This window comes from Gilliamella sp. ESL0441 (assembly GCF_019469185.1).
Lineage (GTDB): Bacteria > Pseudomonadota > Gammaproteobacteria > Enterobacterales > Orbaceae > Gilliamella.
The window spans coordinates 1995259-2011126 of record NZ_CP048264.1 but is presented as its reverse complement, the minus strand read 5'-3'; the positions used below and the strand labels follow the sequence as shown (position 1 = coordinate 2011126).

General features: G+C 34.6%; 17 protein-coding genes. 8 read left to right on the top strand and 9 right to left on the bottom strand.

Features of this window, described 5'->3' with window-relative positions:
* Positions 1 to 10 precede the first annotated feature (10 nt).
* Positions 11 to 1021 carry a LacI family DNA-binding transcriptional regulator gene (locus GYM75_RS09045; protein WP_220215636.1) on the top strand — a complete coding sequence of 337 codons (1011 nt, stop codon included), beginning with the start codon at positions 11 to 13 and terminating at the stop codon, positions 1019 to 1021.
* A gap of 18 nt (positions 1022 to 1039) precedes the next feature.
* Here the strand turns inward: GYM75_RS09045 and smpB are convergent, their stop codons facing one another.
* Positions 1040 to 1522, bottom strand: coding sequence for an SsrA-binding protein SmpB (gene smpB / locus GYM75_RS09040; protein ID WP_220215635.1), 483 nt, complete (start codon positions 1520 to 1522; stop codon positions 1040 to 1042).
* A gap of 67 nt (positions 1523 to 1589) precedes the next feature.
* Here smpB and GYM75_RS09035 point away from each other — a divergent pair, with 67 nt between their 5' ends.
* From GYM75_RS09035 to GYM75_RS09015, 5 genes are read left to right on the top strand one after another with little or no spacing between them, the layout of a single operon-like run.
* Positions 1590 to 2018, top strand: coding sequence for a type II toxin-antitoxin system RatA family toxin (locus GYM75_RS09035; RefSeq protein ID WP_220215634.1), 429 nt, complete (start codon positions 1590 to 1592; stop codon positions 2016 to 2018).
* Position 2019: 1 nt separating this feature from the next.
* On the top strand, positions 2020 to 2292 hold the full coding sequence (locus tag GYM75_RS09030; RefSeq protein ID WP_220215633.1) for an RnfH family protein: 273 nt from the start codon (positions 2020 to 2022) through the stop codon (positions 2290 to 2292).
* A 23-nt stretch (positions 2293 to 2315) separates the two neighbouring features.
* Positions 2316 to 2750, top strand: a complete 435-nt coding sequence (zur, locus tag GYM75_RS09025) for a zinc uptake transcriptional repressor Zur (RefSeq protein WP_220215632.1) — start codon at positions 2316 to 2318, stop codon at positions 2748 to 2750.
* Positions 2729 to 3097 carry an EamA family transporter gene (locus tag GYM75_RS09020; protein WP_220215631.1) on the top strand — a complete coding sequence of 123 codons (369 nt, stop codon included), beginning with the start codon at positions 2729 to 2731 and terminating at the stop codon, positions 3095 to 3097. Before zur ends, GYM75_RS09020 begins: the two co-directional genes overlap by 22 nt.
* On the top strand, positions 3094 to 3477 hold the full coding sequence (locus GYM75_RS09015) for a multidrug efflux SMR transporter (protein WP_220215630.1): 384 nt from the start codon (positions 3094 to 3096) through the stop codon (positions 3475 to 3477). The genes GYM75_RS09020 and GYM75_RS09015 overlap by 4 nt, the downstream gene beginning before the upstream one ends.
* Before the next feature lie 454 nt (positions 3478 to 3931).
* Here GYM75_RS09015 and mutT read toward each other — a convergent pair whose 3' ends face one another.
* The 5 genes from mutT to GYM75_RS08990 all read right to left on the bottom strand — a co-directional run bounded on the left by mutT (position 3932) and on the right by GYM75_RS08990 (position 9799).
* A complete protein-coding gene (gene mutT, locus GYM75_RS09010; protein WP_220215629.1) occupies positions 3932 to 4336 on the bottom strand; it encodes an 8-oxo-dGTP diphosphatase MutT in 405 nt (134 codons plus the stop codon).
* A 117-nt stretch (positions 4337 to 4453) separates the two neighbouring features.
* Positions 4454 to 7180 carry a preprotein translocase subunit SecA gene (gene secA, locus GYM75_RS12310; RefSeq protein ID WP_370632110.1) on the bottom strand — a complete coding sequence of 909 codons (2727 nt, stop codon included), beginning with the start codon at positions 7178 to 7180 and terminating at the stop codon, positions 4454 to 4456.
* Positions 7181 to 7265: 85 nt separating this feature from the next.
* Positions 7266 to 7604, bottom strand: coding sequence for a hypothetical protein (locus tag GYM75_RS09000; protein ID WP_220215628.1), 339 nt, complete (start codon positions 7602 to 7604; stop codon positions 7266 to 7268).
* 146 nt (positions 7605 to 7750) lie between these two features.
* Positions 7751 to 9307, bottom strand: coding sequence for a multicopper oxidase family protein (locus tag GYM75_RS08995; RefSeq protein ID WP_220215627.1), 1557 nt, complete (start codon positions 9305 to 9307; stop codon positions 7751 to 7753).
* Between the two features lie 129 nt (positions 9308 to 9436).
* Entirely contained in the window at positions 9437 to 9799 is a 363-nt protein-coding gene (locus GYM75_RS08990) for a hypothetical protein (protein ID WP_220215626.1), read from the bottom strand.
* A 319-nt stretch (positions 9800 to 10118) separates the two neighbouring features.
* Here GYM75_RS08990 and GYM75_RS08985 point away from each other — a divergent pair, with 319 nt between their 5' ends.
* Together GYM75_RS08985 and folA are read left to right on the top strand one after the other, a co-directional pair.
* Positions 10119 to 11183: an MJ1255/VC2487 family glycosyltransferase gene (locus GYM75_RS08985; protein WP_220215625.1), complete on the top strand. Its 1065-nt coding sequence runs from the start codon at positions 10119 to 10121 to the stop codon at positions 11181 to 11183.
* 10 nt (positions 11184 to 11193) lie between these two features.
* Positions 11194 to 11709, top strand: coding sequence for a type 3 dihydrofolate reductase (gene folA, locus GYM75_RS08980; RefSeq protein ID WP_220215624.1), 516 nt, complete (start codon positions 11194 to 11196; stop codon positions 11707 to 11709).
* A gap of 48 nt (positions 11710 to 11757) precedes the next feature.
* Here the strand turns inward: folA and relA are convergent, their stop codons facing one another.
* Genes relA through coaD form a run of 3 tightly spaced genes read right to left on the bottom strand, consistent with a single transcriptional unit; the run spans position 11758 to position 15857 of the window.
* Positions 11758 to 14016: a GTP diphosphokinase gene (relA, locus tag GYM75_RS08975; RefSeq protein ID WP_220215623.1), complete on the bottom strand. Its 2259-nt coding sequence runs from the start codon at positions 14014 to 14016 to the stop codon at positions 11758 to 11760.
* Between the two features lie 2 nt (positions 14017 to 14018).
* Positions 14019 to 15356, bottom strand: coding sequence for a 23S rRNA (uracil(1939)-C(5))-methyltransferase RlmD (gene rlmD / locus GYM75_RS08970; protein WP_220215622.1), 1338 nt, complete (start codon positions 15354 to 15356; stop codon positions 14019 to 14021).
* A gap of 12 nt (positions 15357 to 15368) precedes the next feature.
* A complete protein-coding gene (gene coaD, locus GYM75_RS08965) occupies positions 15369 to 15857 on the bottom strand; it encodes a pantetheine-phosphate adenylyltransferase (protein WP_220215621.1) in 489 nt (162 codons plus the stop codon).
* Positions 15858 to 15868 lie beyond the last annotated feature (11 nt).

The following is a 15868-nucleotide window of genomic DNA, read 5'->3' as shown; positions in this document are numbered from 1 at the left end:
AAGGTGAAATATGACGAGTAATAAATTAAGAATCAATGATATTGCTCGTTTGGCTGGCGTGTCGGCAACGACCGTCAGTCATATTTTTAATAAACGGGATAAGAAATATCGTATTTCACCGCAAACACGACAAAAAGTACTGTCAATTGCCGAACAATATAGAGAACAATCGCATATTCGACGATATTTGGTGAAGGCAAATAGTACAAATACAATTGGTGTTATTGTTCCGGATATGTCGAATTCATTTTTTTCAATGTTTTTACATCATCTGGAAGCGTCATTTCGAGAAAAAAATATACAGCTGTTAATTACATGTAGCCATTATAATAAGGATGTTGAAATTAATGTTGCACAAAATTTGGTAGAGCGTAAAGTGGATGCGATGATAGTGGTAACGTCATTGGATACAGATGATTTTTATTTGAGTATCAATCAACATACACCCGTTCTGTTTTTTGATCGTTACATTGAACAGACTAGATTACCGTTTATAACCAGCGAAGCAAGGTCTGCTGTTGCTAATCTAATAGAACCTTATGCTAAAAACTTAGATGAATTTTATTTTATTGGCTGTGATACTCAATTAACCTCGATTCAATCAAGGTTAGAAGGGTTTAAGCAAGGTTTAATAAAAGTAGGGTTAACTCCAAAACCTCATTGGATTGTGTGTGATGATTATTGCCCAAATAAGGGTTATGAGTTATTGAAACGTTTACACATAGAGTTGGGGCGTTTACCTAAAGCAATTTTTACGCCATCAGGTAATATTTTACAGGAGATATTAAGTTATTTAGTTGAAAGTAAAGTTAAACCAGAAAATATTTGTCTTTGTTCCTACGATTATAATATCTATCTTAATTATTCTAACTATCCTATAGATGCTATCGCCCAAGATTTTGAAACAATGGCACTCACTTGTGTGAGCGTGATTGCTGATTTAATCAATTTCAAAGAGCTAAAGCACAATGCATTTTTCATCAGTCCCATGATTATACGTCATCGTGGAACTGATGATTAAGGGGGATGATCTAAAAAATTAGCGATTAGCGTTTTTCATAATGCGAGCCTTATCAACTTGCCATTGCCGCTCTTTGATATCGGTACGTTTATCATACTCTTTTTTACCTTTTGCAATACCGATTTTCACTTTTGCCCAAGCATTTTTCCAGTATAACGAAAGTGCAACAACGGTATAACCTTGTCGGTTGATTTGACCAAATAATGAATTTAACTCACGCTCATTTAATAACAATTTGCGGTTACGCATCGGTTCGCAAACCACATGTGTGGAAGCGACATTAAGCGGGGTTATGGTTGCGCCAAATAGCCATGCTTCACCATCTTTGAGTAGAACATAGCTATCACTAATATTAACTTTTCCTGCACGCAGGGATTTAACTTCCCAACCTTGAAGGGATAATCCTGCCTCAATTTCCTCTTCAATAAAGTACTCATGGCGGGCACGTTTATTAAGAGCAATGGTTGCTGAACCGGGTTTGTGTGATTTTTTCTTAGTCATAATGTGCGTTATTATAGAGTTACGTGGTAATATATGCCACAATTTTTATTTTTTGTAATTTATTCTTATGGCACATATATTTCACGAAGTTATCGAACCGTATTCTATCGAACAAATGTTTGCATTAGTTAATGACATTGAGCGATATCCTGAATTTGTCCCTGATTGTATCGCAACTGGGATTATTAGAAAACAAGATAATGTTGTTGCTGCATTTATTGAAGTTGAAAAATTTGGTTTCAAAAAATCATTTACCACATTAAATCAAATTAATGAGCCTCATTCAATTGACTTAACCCTTTTAGAAGGTCCGTTTAAACACCTTTCGGGCAAATGGCAGTTTACATCGTTAAATGATACTGAATGTAAAATTAGTTTTAGTTTAGATTTTGAATTTCAAAATAAATTATTAGATATGACTATGACACCAGTTTTTAAAGAAGTGATGACAAATATGGTAGAGGCATTTTCTAAGCGAGCAAGGCAGATTTATTAAAATGATAAGTATACAAGTTGTTTATGCATTACCAAATAATCCAACCGTTATTGATTGCAATGTTGATGAACAAACTAATGTCTTGCAAGCAATTATAAAATCAAATATCTTATCAATTTGTCATATTCAATTAGATGATCATTTAGTTGGAGTTTATGGTAAACGTTGTGAACTTAATGATTGCGTAAATAATGGCGATCGTATCGAAATTTATCGTCCCTTAATAAATGATCCTAAAGAAATAAGACGAAGAAGAGCCGCATTGAAAAAATAATGACTATTGGCAAGGGTAAGAAGATGCATAATCTGATAATAGACAAGATTGAAACCTTATGCAAAAAACGAAATATTAAACTGACTACGCAGCGTCGCACAGTTTTAGATATTATGTTAAAAGCAAATAAAGCGATGAGTGCATATGATCTTTTAGATTTATTGAAAGTCAGTGAGCCACAAGCTAAACCACCTACTATTTATCGTGCATTGGAATTTTTACTTGAACAAGGTTTTATCCATAAAGTTGAGTCTAGCAACAGTTATATTATTTGTCCTCACTTCCAAGACCCTGAACATCTTTCAATTCTGTTTATTTGTGATATTTGCCAACAAATCATCGAAAAACATTCCGAAAATATCGAAAAACAACTTAAACAGTTAGCGCAGCAAAATAAGTTTTTAATTAAGCACAGTGTGCTTGAAATTCATGGAGAATGTCACCTGTGTCAACCTTAATTATTGTACTTTGGTTGCTTAATGTTAGTTGTGATACCGTTGGGCAAATAGCTTTTAAATATGCTGCAATTACTTCCAAACATAAACAAGGTTTGGATTATTGGCATAAACTTTTTGGTAATTTTTGGTTATGGATTGGTTTCGGTTCTTATTTTGTTGGTTTTATCTTTTGGTTAGCATTTTTGAGTGAAGTCCCTTTATCTCAAGGTATTTTGTTAGGTTCATTTAATATGATAACTGTTATGCTAGCAGGACGAGTTTTATTTAAAGAACATCTGACATTATTTCGATTATTAGGCATATTTTTTATTACTACAGGAGTAGTATTAGTAGGAATGACGGAATGAGAAAATTTTATTTGGTTGGTTTTGTATTTCTATTATTTTTTGATACTTTCGGTCAGATGTGTTTTAAATTTACCACCTTGTCAGCAATGCCTTTCGAGTTTAATATTGATTGGTTAATTCGTATCTTCAGTCACTATTGGGCTTATTTAGTGATGGTTGGGTATACTGGTGCTTTTATTACTTGGATGGTGTTATTAAAGAAAGCGCCAGTTGGTCCTGCTTTTGCCGCTTCACATTTGCAGTTGGTCACTGTGATGCTCGTATCAGTATTGGTTTTTGATGAAAAAATTACTTTGTCGCACTTATTGGGTGCAATCAGTATTATTATTGGCATTGTTTTTTTAGCTCTGGCTGAGCAAAGACTACATAATAAATCCTAGTTATTGATAATTAAAAATATTAGGTTAGTTATTTTCAGAAATAGCAAGAATATTTAATGCATTTCTTAGCATGCTTAGAAAACTAGTTGTATAAAGGTAACAATTGATAATTATTGTGGCTCATTTCTTTATTTAGAAATAAAACAGGTTAAGAAAGTCTGAAATAGTTTGTGAGCGTTGACTTTTTTCATTCTATCTTAATGAAATTGCTTTACACTCTTCCTTTGAATTTTTTTATCAGTTATTAAGGGAATTTCTACAATCACCGATTTGATAATAATATGTCGAAATCGATTGAGATTGTGCAGGATAAATTTTGAAAAAATTGATAATGTGTATTTATTCAATAGGAACTAAATACAACTGATTCAAATCATCAATAAGAATCATTAGCCAAAAAAACAAATCCAGTTTAAGAATCGAGCCTGATAACGAGATTTATCTAAAAAAACAATTAAATTTGTTTATCTCGATTTTTCAACATTTCTATAATTGGTCTGTTAGCATCAGGAAATTCGTCAGCGTTTAAATCCTCTTGATCTACCCAACGACTAGGTTGGCCTTCTTTGGCAAAAGGAACGCCATCCCATTCTTCAACTAAATAAGCATGAATGGTAATATCACGATCATTATAACTATGTTTTACAACTTTCAAAAACTGAGCATTATGAATAAGAATGTCGACTTCTTCGGCTATTTCGCGCTGCAAAGTTTGATAGGGTGTTTCACCGGGTTCTATTTTTCCGCCTGGAAATTCCCAAAAGCCGGCAAGGTGAGAGTCCTCTCCGCGTTGAGTGATAAAAATTTCACAATCTTGTGAACGTATAATTCCTATTGCAATTTCGATATGTTTTCTCATAATTCCATCTGTCTTTTAGTAAAATTCGGGGAAATTTTAAATTTCCCCTAAATTTGCCGGACGATGATAATCGTTTATTTTATCATCAAGATAAGTTGATGATACTAAATTTTTTATTTATTGAACAGCTCCATGGCAATGTTTATATTTTTTCCCTGAACCACAAGGACAAGGATCATTACGTCCAACTTTTGTTTCTGAACGTACAATTGGTTGTCCAGATCTGTTTTCACTGTCATTATCATCATCAATATTAGTGATAGATTCGTGGCTAGCATGTTGCTTAGCTGACAATTTTTCCATCTCTGCTAAACGTTGTCTTTCAGCTTCTTCAACTTCTTCTTGTGAACGTATAATTACACGGCTAAGAATCCCTATTACTTCATATTTTAAAGCTTCTAACATGTCGGCAAACATATTAAATGATTCACGTTTATACTCTTGTTTAGGGTCTTTTTGGGCATAACCACGTAGATGAATACCTTGACGTAAGTAATCCATAGCCGCTAAATGTTCTTTCCATAAATTGTCCAGTGTTTGTAACATCACATTTTTTTCGAAATGCCTGAATGCTTCAGAACCTGCAATTTGTTCTTTTTCTTCATAGCGTTGTTGCGCTTGTTGTATGATACGTTCACGCAGTGTCTCTTCATGAAGATTTTGTTCTTCATCCAACCATTTTGCGATAGGCAATTCGAGATCAAAGTCGCTTTTTAATGCCGCTTCTAGACCAGGCACATCCCACATTTCTTCAATTGATTGAGGTGGTATATAACGATCGATTAACGCATTAAATACATCGCCACGAATTGAATCGATAGTTTCTTTGATATCCGAGTTATCTAATAATTCGTTTCGTTGACGGTAAATTGCTTTACGTTGATCATTGGCAACGTCATCATATTCAAGTAATTGTTTACGAATATCAAAATTGCGACTTTCAACTTTCTTTTGCGCATTGGCAATGGCTTTATTTATCCACGGATGTTCGATTGCTTCTCCATTTTTCATACCCAATTTACGCATCATATTGCCTACACGGTCTGAAGCAAAAATTCGCATTAATGGATCTTCAAGAGATAGGTAAAAACGTGAGCCACCAGGGTCACCTTGACGACCAGCACGACCACGTAACTGATTATCAATTCGGCGAGACTCATGTCGTTCAGTACCTAAAATGTAAAGACCGCCAAGTGCAATGACTTCTTCATGTCTTTCTTGCCATGCTTGTTTAGCTTTTTCAATATCTTCAGGTGTTGGATTTTCAAGTTTCGCAAGATCGCTTTGCCAATTACCCCCTAGCATGATGTCCGTACCACGACCCGCCATATTCGTTGCAATGGTTACTGCGCCTTTACTACCAGCATTTGCAATAATTTCAGCTTCTTGGGCATGGAATTTAGCATTTAATACATTGTGTTTAATTCCTACTTTTTTAAATGCATTCGAGACTAATTCTGATTTTTCGATAGATGCGGTACCAACAAGAACAGGTTGTCCTCGGTTTAAGCAATCCAGAACATCGGCAACTATTGCGTCGATTTTCTCTTTTTCAGTCATGTAAACTAAATCAGATTTATCGATACGCTGCATTGGGCGATTAGTTGGGATAACGATGGTATCTAAACCATAAATTTGATTAAATTCGAAGGCTTCAGTATCCGCTGTACCCGTCATACCCGCTAATTTTTCATATAGACGGAAATAGTTTTGGAAAGTTATTGAAGCTAATGTTTGGTTTTCATTTTGAATTTTAACATGTTCTTTTGCTTCAACCGCTTGATGTAAGCCATCCGACCAACGTCGTCCATCCATTGTTCGACCAGTGTGTTCATCAACAATAATAATTTCGTTATCTTTTACGATATAGTCCACATCACGATGGAATAGGTGATGAGCACGTAGCGCTGCATTAACGTGATGCATTAATACAATATTACTCGGCGCATACAATGACTCTTCATTTTCCATAATGCCAAGTTTTATCAATAGTTCTTCTACTTTGATTAATCCACGTTCCGTTAAGTTTACTTGACGTGTTTTTTCATCAATTGAGAAGTCTCCATCGCCTTGGAATTGGTCTGAGTCTTCTTTTTCTTGTTGAATGAGATGAGGAATGATTTTATCGATGCTGATATATTTATCAGAACTATCTTCTGCTTGACCAGAAATAATTAATGGTGTTCTGGCTTCATCAATTAAAATTGAGTCAACTTCATCGACTAGCGCATAATGTAGCGGTCGCTGAACTCGTGATTCTTTGCTAAACACCATATTATCGCGGAGATAATCAAAGCCATATTCATTATTCGTACCATAAGTGATATCAGCATTATAAGCTTCACGTTTCATTGCCGGCGGCATATTAGGTAGATTTATGCCTACCGTTAAACCTAAAAATTCAAATAAAGGTCGATTATTTTCTGCATCACGTTGTGCTAGATAATCATTGACCGTAACAACATGCACCCCTTTGCCAGTTAGTGCATTGAGGTAAGCTGGTAATGTTGCCGTTAAAGTTTTTCCTTCACCAGTACGCATTTCAGCAATACAACGTTCATTTAATACCATACCACCAATCAACTGAACATCGAAATGACGCATACCAAAAACACGCTTACTTGCTTCACGAACAACAGCAAAAGCTTCTTCCAAAATATCATCTAACTGAGTACCAGACGCTAATTTTTCTTTAAATTCGGTAGTTTTTGCTTTAAGTTCATCATCTGTTAATGCTTCCATTGTAGGTTCAAGGGCATTAATTTTCTCTACACGCTTACGCATAGTTTTTAATACACGTTCATTACGGCTACCAAATACTTTGGTTAATAATTTTAATAACATAAATTTCTCTTTCTTCTTTTCAATAGGGAGGATATAAGGCAGAAACCTTATATAAAACATATAAACTAAGTTATAAACCAGTGAGTTAAATGATGTTTTCAGGCCCTGCTCTTATCGCATTGTGTGAAGTGATTTGAATGGGTTTGTTAAAAGAAAAATCATTATAGCTAACAGCAATAAATACAGGAATAGTACTGAGCTTATGTAGACTGATTAATGATTGTGATTCCTTTCGAAGCGATATTTGTTGATCTTGTACGATTTCTTTAATCGCCATAATACCGACGTGAGAAACCGTTGACTCATTAGGAATAGCATCTTGTTGGCATAAACTAAACCCAGTAGCAATTACACCTAATAATAAGTGCGATAAAGCCGTTTTAATTGTTAAACGTTTACTAAGTATTTGCCAGAAATTAGTCATGATCATAATGGCAATATGTTAGCATTATTTGCCAAAATGCAAAACTATTATTACTCAAGTTGCCAACGCAGTTATAAAGTTTTTTAAAAGGGAGGGGGTATCTATCTTGTCTATGATAAAGTGACAAGATAGATGAACTTAATAAACTATTTCACCATCAATTGCCCCATCATACCCAGTGTTTCATGTTCAATGATATGACAATGATACATGCGTAATCCGGGCATATTTTGTTGAATCTTTATCGTGATTGTTTCATGGGGTCGAAGATTCACTGTATCTTTTAATGCCACGTATGGAGGTGGTGTTTTTGTACCATTAAATTCATGTGAAACGACCATAAATTGTGCACCATGAATGTGAAAGTTATGATCCATATGAGAGTTATTATGAATAGTCCACTCTTCAACCTCATGAATTTTGCTTTCAAGATCGATACGATTCATATCATGGCGTTTACCGTTGATTAAAAATAACATTCCGCCACGCGGCTCTTTCATGTCCATCACTTCGGTATATTCCAATTTTTTGTGTGCGGTGGCTTGTCCGAGTTTTGGTAAGGTACGAAGTGTTGATGGCAAGGTGATTGAGTTTGACTGCGTTAAATCTAACTCTGCAAGTAACATATCTTGTTCAGGCGGTACATTGCCCATTTTGCCTCGATCGTAACCGATAGATTGTAAATAAACCGTACCCGTTTTTTTAGGAAGAATAACAATTTCTGCCCGTTCAGCAGGTGATAATAGTAATGGTTTATTTAGTGGTACAGGTTCAGACAATAATCCACCGTCAGTCCCCACTAAAAAAACATCACAATCAGGAATAGATAAGTTAAGGTATCTACCTGAACAAGCATTCCAGATTCTAACACGTGTTGCTGAATCAACCTTAATTTTAGGTCGATAACTCCCATTAATTAATACAAATTGACCTTCACGACCGTTCATCCAATCAACCATGGTGTTATCGGCTATTTCACCTTTCTCCGTTAATTTTAAATCTGAAAAGAACCAGTGTTGTTCAGGAAGAGAATTTAAAGGATCATCTTTACTTCGAACGATGAATGTTCCAGCTAAGCCTCGATAAACTTGTTCAGCTACTGTTTCATGTCCATGAGGATGATACCAAAATGTGCCTGCGTTTCCTTTAGGAACATCAAATTCATAAACACGGCTTTTTCCTGCTGGAATGGCATCTTGAGGGTTACCGTCTTGATTCGATGGAATAAGTAAACCATGCCAATGCACGGTCGTGGCTTGTGGTAAATCATTTTTTACTGTGATTTTAACATGTTCTCCCTCGTTAACTTCAATTTTTGGCCCGGGAATCATGCCGTTATAAGCCCAAAATTCAGTCGTTATATCAGGGGTTAAGGCAATTTTCACGGGTTTAAGATGTAAAGTTGCTTCAAATACTCCTGATTGATTACTCTCATTTTTTAAACTGATCAAACTAGGTAAAGGTTGGTTCTGTGTCAGTGATGAAGTAGGTAAAAGTTTTTGTGGTTTTTCATTGTGGTTCATATTCATATTCATGTTCATATTCATATGTTCGTGCATATTATCCCCCATTTTACAATCATCTGAATTGAGTTCGCAGGTCATACCAGACATAGTTGAATGATCCATTTTAGCAATGGTTTTGGTTGCAACTAATCCACCTACAGCAGCCGTAATATTCAGTAAAAAATGTCGACGTTTCATAATATTCCTATAATAAATTAACTGATTTAACAAAAACGCTGATATCGTGATGCAAAAGGGCATTACGACAGATAACGTATATTCATAACAGATAGTGATTAACAAATTCTATCTAACTGAGATAACTTATTAAGTAATTCGTGGTGGTCTTAATTCAGGAATAAATTCATTATTATTTGCAATGAACTTGAGTGATATAAAATCTGTAAATTTGGTTTGTTTGTAGAGGTTAATGGCATAATTTGAAACTACTGCCCCACATACAATACAATGATTTATTGAAGAACAAGTTAATTTTGACATTGACCCTTTGGAGTAATCAATATTTGAGTGGTCACTGAATGTCAACGAGTGTTGATCAGTTGAATGGCAAGTTGAGTCAAAATCAAATACTCGTTTAGATGATTGTAAAGCAGAATAACCACACAACAATAAAATTGTCGTTAATACAACAATTATGTTTATTCGTTTGTAGGTCATCTTAGCTGACATATTACAATCTCACGACTCATCTGATCATTGCTTAACCCTATTTTACTTCAAACATCATTATATAGCACGTTTTTTAAGCATAGCTATTTGTGTAACTACTCTATTGATTGCTAATTATTTGAATATTTTATCGATACTAAAAAAGATCTGCATATTTTTTAAATTTAAAAATGATTAATTAAATTAATATCCAAATTTATGTCATAACTATTGTAAATTATACCCCTAAATTTCCTTCTTTATGGTTTAAATTAAGCAAGATAATTATTTAGTCTTCTGGTATGATATCTCGTAACTTCAATTGACTAATAATTACAATATGAAAATTCTTTTTGGTGTACAAGGAACTGGAAATGGTCATATAAGCCGTTGTCGAACGTTAGCTAAATCACTAAAAAAAGTTGGTGCTGATGTCGATTATATTTTTAGTGGGCGTGATCCAAAAGATTATTTTGATATGGATGTTTTTGGTAATTATAAGACTTTTCGAGGGGTGACTTTTGCGACACTTAACGGAAAGATAAATTTTCGTAAAACAGTTCAACGTATCCGTGCTTTTCGATTAATTAAGGATGTGCGTGATTTAGACTTATCAACGTATGATTGTATTATTAGTGATTTTGAACCTGTTAGTGCTTGGGCCGCTTATCATCAGCATCGAGAATGTATAGGGATTAGTAATCAAGTCGTCTGTCAGTATCTTAAACCTAAAGAATATGGGTTGATTGCAAATGTGATCATGAAGTATTACGCTCCTGTAACTACACCAATTGGTTTACATTGGTTTCATTTCGGACATAAATTATTACCACCAATGATTGATTCATTTCAAGTAGCGCCGACAGAAAATGGTTGCATTGTTGTTTATTTGCCGTTTGAAAATATGGACGAAATCGTTGAGTTACTTAAGTTATTTCCTCAACACCAATTCATCTGTTTTCATCCGAACATAAAGCAAATAACACAATGCAATAATGTTACTTTGCATCCTTTGTGCCGTAATGGGTTTATGGATGCGGTAATTAGTTGTTCAGGAATTATTACTAACACTGGTTTTGCGTTGATATCTGAAGCCTTGACGTTGGGCAAAAAGATTTTAACTAAACCCGTTTCAGGGCAATTTGAACAAATTTATAATGCTCAATGTTTACAATCGCTTGATATGGCAACGGTAATGGAAAATTTAAGCAGTATTAAACTGAAATATTGGTTAGCTTTACCTTCACCGACACCAATAATTTACCCTAATGTTGCTGATGAAGTGGCTAATTGGATTGTTGATGGGCGTAAAGAATCACTTCTTTCATTAAGTCAACGATTATGGAGTAAAACGATATTTCCTGAAAATGTAAAACAGAGAATAAAATCATTAGGTTATGTGTAAAAGTACAAAAATGATAGTTAGTATTATCGTCGCGATGGCAAATAATCGTATTATTGGCATGAATAATCAAATGCCTTGGCATTTGCCAGCCGATTTAGCATGGTTCAAAAAGAATACCCTTAATAAACCTGTCATTATGGGAAGAAAAACTTTTGAATCTATAGGAAAACCTTTGCCTAATCGACATAATATCGTTATATCAAGGCAAGTAAAAGTAGAGTCTGAATCAGATCGAATTTCAAATCTCAGCTGGGTAACAACTATTGATGAAGCCATTTCTCTTGCCAAAAGGCTTAATTGCGATGAAGCGTTTATTATCGGTGGTGGTAATATTTATCAACAAGTTTTGCCATTTATTGACAAGCTTTATTTAACCCATATCGATGCGAATTTAAAAGGTGATACTTATTTTCCTTATTACGCACCAGAAACATGGCAACAAGTTTTTCAAGAACATCATCAAGCAGATGATAAGAATCCATACAATTATTACTTTGAAGTGTTAGAACGTAACTCAACTTTTTAACGGAATGATGTTTTATTTAGCAAGACTTAGGGTAGCCTAGCAAATCGCTTACCCTTGATGGCGTCTTGCTTCAATCACATCAGGTAGTTGTTTAATTTTATTCAGTATACGATTTAACGAGTCTTGATCAAAGATTTCCATGTCGACGTCAATATTAGCCAATTGTTGCTTCATATCACTTCGACTTATCAATCCAAGAACATTGACTTTTTCGTTAGCTAAAATTGTTGTGATATCCCGCAATAAGCCACTACGATCGTTAGCGATGATCTGTATCACCATTGTATAACTTGAGTTGGTTTCATTACTCCAAACCGCACTGGTAATACGTTCAGGGGCGTGATTTTTTAAATCTTGTAACTGTTCACAGTCAGCTCGATGAATGGAAATACCTCGCCCTTGAGTCACAAATCCGACAATTGGATCACCAGGAATAGGGCGACAGCAATTTGCAATGGTGCACATCAAATTACCGACACCTTCAATGATAATTTCACTTCCTTTTTTATTCCCGATTTTGTTGGTATTTTTGGTTTGTGAATTGGATTTTTGGACAATTTGTTTTAACGCTGCTTCGTCTTCTTCTTCAGCGGTTGGTTTATTAATTTGGGCATTGACAAAATTGACCAATTGATTAATTCTCACATCCCCGCTACCAATACCAGCAAGAACCTCATCAAAGGAATGGGCGTTATATTTATCAATTAGCATTTTTTCAACGCTTTTTAAGTTAATATTTAAAGGCTCAAGCTCGTTTTCTAAAATTTGTTGACCTGCAGCAATATTTTTATGTCGATCTTGTTTTTTAAACCACGCCTGAATTTTAGCTCTTGCCCGACTACTATTTACAAATCCGGTATTTGGATTCAACCAATCTCGGCTGGGATTGGGTTGTTTTTGGGTAATAATTTCAACTTGATCGCCCATTTTTAAGTTATAAGTAAATGGTACGATTCGTCCTCCCACTTTTGCACCAATACAACGGTGACCAACATCACTGTGAATGTGATAAGCAAAATCAAGCGGTGTTGAGCCTGTTGGAAGATCAACCACATCACCTTTTGGCGTAAAGACATAAACTCTATCATCAAAAATCTGACTACGTACGGCTTCTTGAATCTCACCGCTTTCTGACATCTCTTGTTGCCAAGTTAATAATTTACGTAACCAAGTAATTCGTTGATCATAGGCAGTCATTTTGTCAGTACTGCCTTCTTTATATTTCCAATGTGCCGCAATGCCTAATTCCGCATCATTATGCATTTTTTCGGTACGAATTTGGATTTCGATGATTTTATTTTGTGGTCCATAAACCACCGTATGAATAGATTGGTAACCATTGGGTTTGGGGTTTGCAACGTAATCATCAAATTCCTTAGCAATATGTTTATAATGACTATGCACAATACCTAATGCGTTATAACAATCTTCAATTCGATCACAAATAATTCTTACCGCTCGAATATCAAAAAGATCTTCAAACTCTAAGTGTTTTCGTTCCATTTTTCGCCAGATACTATAAATATGTTTCGGGCGTCCATATACTTCTGCACGAATATGATCTTTGTTCATTAATTCTTGCAAATGTTTGACAAAATTATTGATATAAGATTCACGATCAAGTCGCTTTTCATGTAGTTTTTTGGCGATAAAGCGATATTCATCAGAATATAAATAACGAAAACAAAAATCTTCAAGTTCCCATTTTAATTGACCAATACCTAAACGGTTGGCAAGCGGTGCATAAATGTTAAAACACTCTTTAGCTGCAAGCACTTGCTCTTCAATGGGCGCATGTAATAAATTGCGTAAATAGGTAATACGTTCTGCAATTTTTATTACCACACTTCTAAAATCATTGACCATCGCCAATAACATGCGACGTATGCTGTCAATTTGTTCTGAAGTGGCACTACCATTACGAATTGCTCTAAGTTGTCGAATTTCTTTCATTCGAATGATACTAGAAAGGATATGAGTCATTTCACGATCAAAATCTTCTGGTATATCTTCTCGACGAATAACCTTAGTATCAAGAAAAGGAAGTAATAAAGCTGCACACAGACTATTTATATCCATATTCAGGGTGGATAATATCTCAACCATTTCAACGGCATTTTGAAAACAAGCGACTTGTTCTGAAGCTCCCGCGCTACTTTCAAAACAAAAATCCCAAACATGTTTGAACGTCTGATAATTTTCAGCGTTAGTCAGTTGTAATTCCTGTTTTGCCCATTGTTCAACATCAAACTGAGCAAGAGAATAGTGCTCTTCACTGTGTTGATGTGCACCCCTAATTGATACCATAATTACAATCCTGATTTTGTTAACAACAACATTGATTCAATGTGCTTAGTTTGCGGAAACATATCTAAAATAGCAATTTGAGCGATTTTGTAACCAGCTTGAATAAATTGTTTGCTATCTCTAGCTAACGTCGCTGGATTACACGAAATATAAACAATTTTCGATGGTGCCATTTTGATAATTTCTGAGGTAGCATTAAGTGCTCCAGCTCTAGCAGGATCTAATAAAACTTTATCAAACGGTGATTGATTCCATGCTAAAAATTGTTGGTTATCCTCTAAATTGCTTGTTAAAAAAACAGTTTCTGCGCAAATTATATCACTATTTAATATAACGTTTAATTTTGCTTTTTCAACTAGTTCATTCACGCCTTCAATACCAATTAGCGAATGACATATTGTTGCCATTGGCAATGAAAAGTTTCCCATACCACAAAATAGATCCAACACTCTGTCTGTTGGCTTTAATGTTAGCCAGTCGAGTGCCTGTGTTACCATTTTTTGATTAATTTTATTATTAACCTGAATAAAATCCATCGGGCTAAAAGTCAGTTTTAACGTATTAATTAAATAATAATGTTCAGTTTTTCCTGTAATATGTGATAAATTTTGACCATATAAATAAAGAGAAATTTTTTCAGCTTCGGCAAAAGTTTTTAAAAGTTCTATGTCCTCGGCTAACATTGGTGTGGTATGCCTTAATACCATGATAATGCCACTATCAACAGAGATTAATTCAACATGACCGAGTGATTTTTTCGATTTAATTTTACGTAGCAGTATTTGTAGTGGCATTAATAATTGATCTAAATCTTCTTGAAGTACTGGGCAGTGATCAATATTAATAATTTGATTGGATTCAGCTTGACGAAAACCAAAGAATAATTCACCTTTAATCAAATTAATCGAAAGTCTAGCTCGTCGACGATAATGGTAGGGTTGATCGGCAATAATTTGAGGTGGTAATTCAGTAATATGAGTCAACGATTGCCCACATTCTTTTTGTAATAAATTGATAAGTGCATGGTATTTTGCATGTTGTTGTAAATGTGGTGAGATATGTTGTAATTCACAGCCGCCACATTTCTGATAATATTGACATAATGGTTTTACTCGTTGAGCACTTTGATTGTGATATTTAATAACTTTCGCTTTAGCATAATTTTTTTTATTTTCTGTCAACTGAATATCAACAGTTTCGTCAGGTAATGCCGATTTTACAAAAATGGTTTTACCTTTATGATTTGCTATCCCTTGTCCAAACGCATCTAATGCAGAGATAGTGACAGTCAATTTTTGGGTAGATTGTTTTTTGGGTGGAGCAGTATAAAAAATAGCCATAAAAATCTGAAATTAAGTTAATCGCTTTAACAATTCGGTTTTAACAAGTAATGGAACTAAATTAGAGATATTACCACCGTGATAAGCAACATCTTTAACAATGGTAGAAGAAATAAATCCCATCGCCATTGAAGGCATTAAAAATATTGTATCTAAATCAGGTTTCAGCGCCCGATTCATCTCAGCTAATTGTCTTTCATATTCAAAATCATGAGTAGTTCGCACACCTCGAACAATAACTGTCGCATTGTAAGTTTGCGCAAAATCAGCCATTAGATTATCAAAACCAATCACTTGAACATTAAGAAGGTGTTCAACCGAACTGGATGCTAAATTGACGCGTTCTTTAAGACTGAATAACGTTTTTTTATTTGGGTTTTCAGCAATTGCAACAATTAATCGAGGAAATAAAAGTGATGCTCGAGTGATAAGATCAATATGCCCATTTGTAATAGGATCAAAAGTTCCCGGAAAAATTGCAGTTAAACTTTTTGTTTTCATTTATCATATCT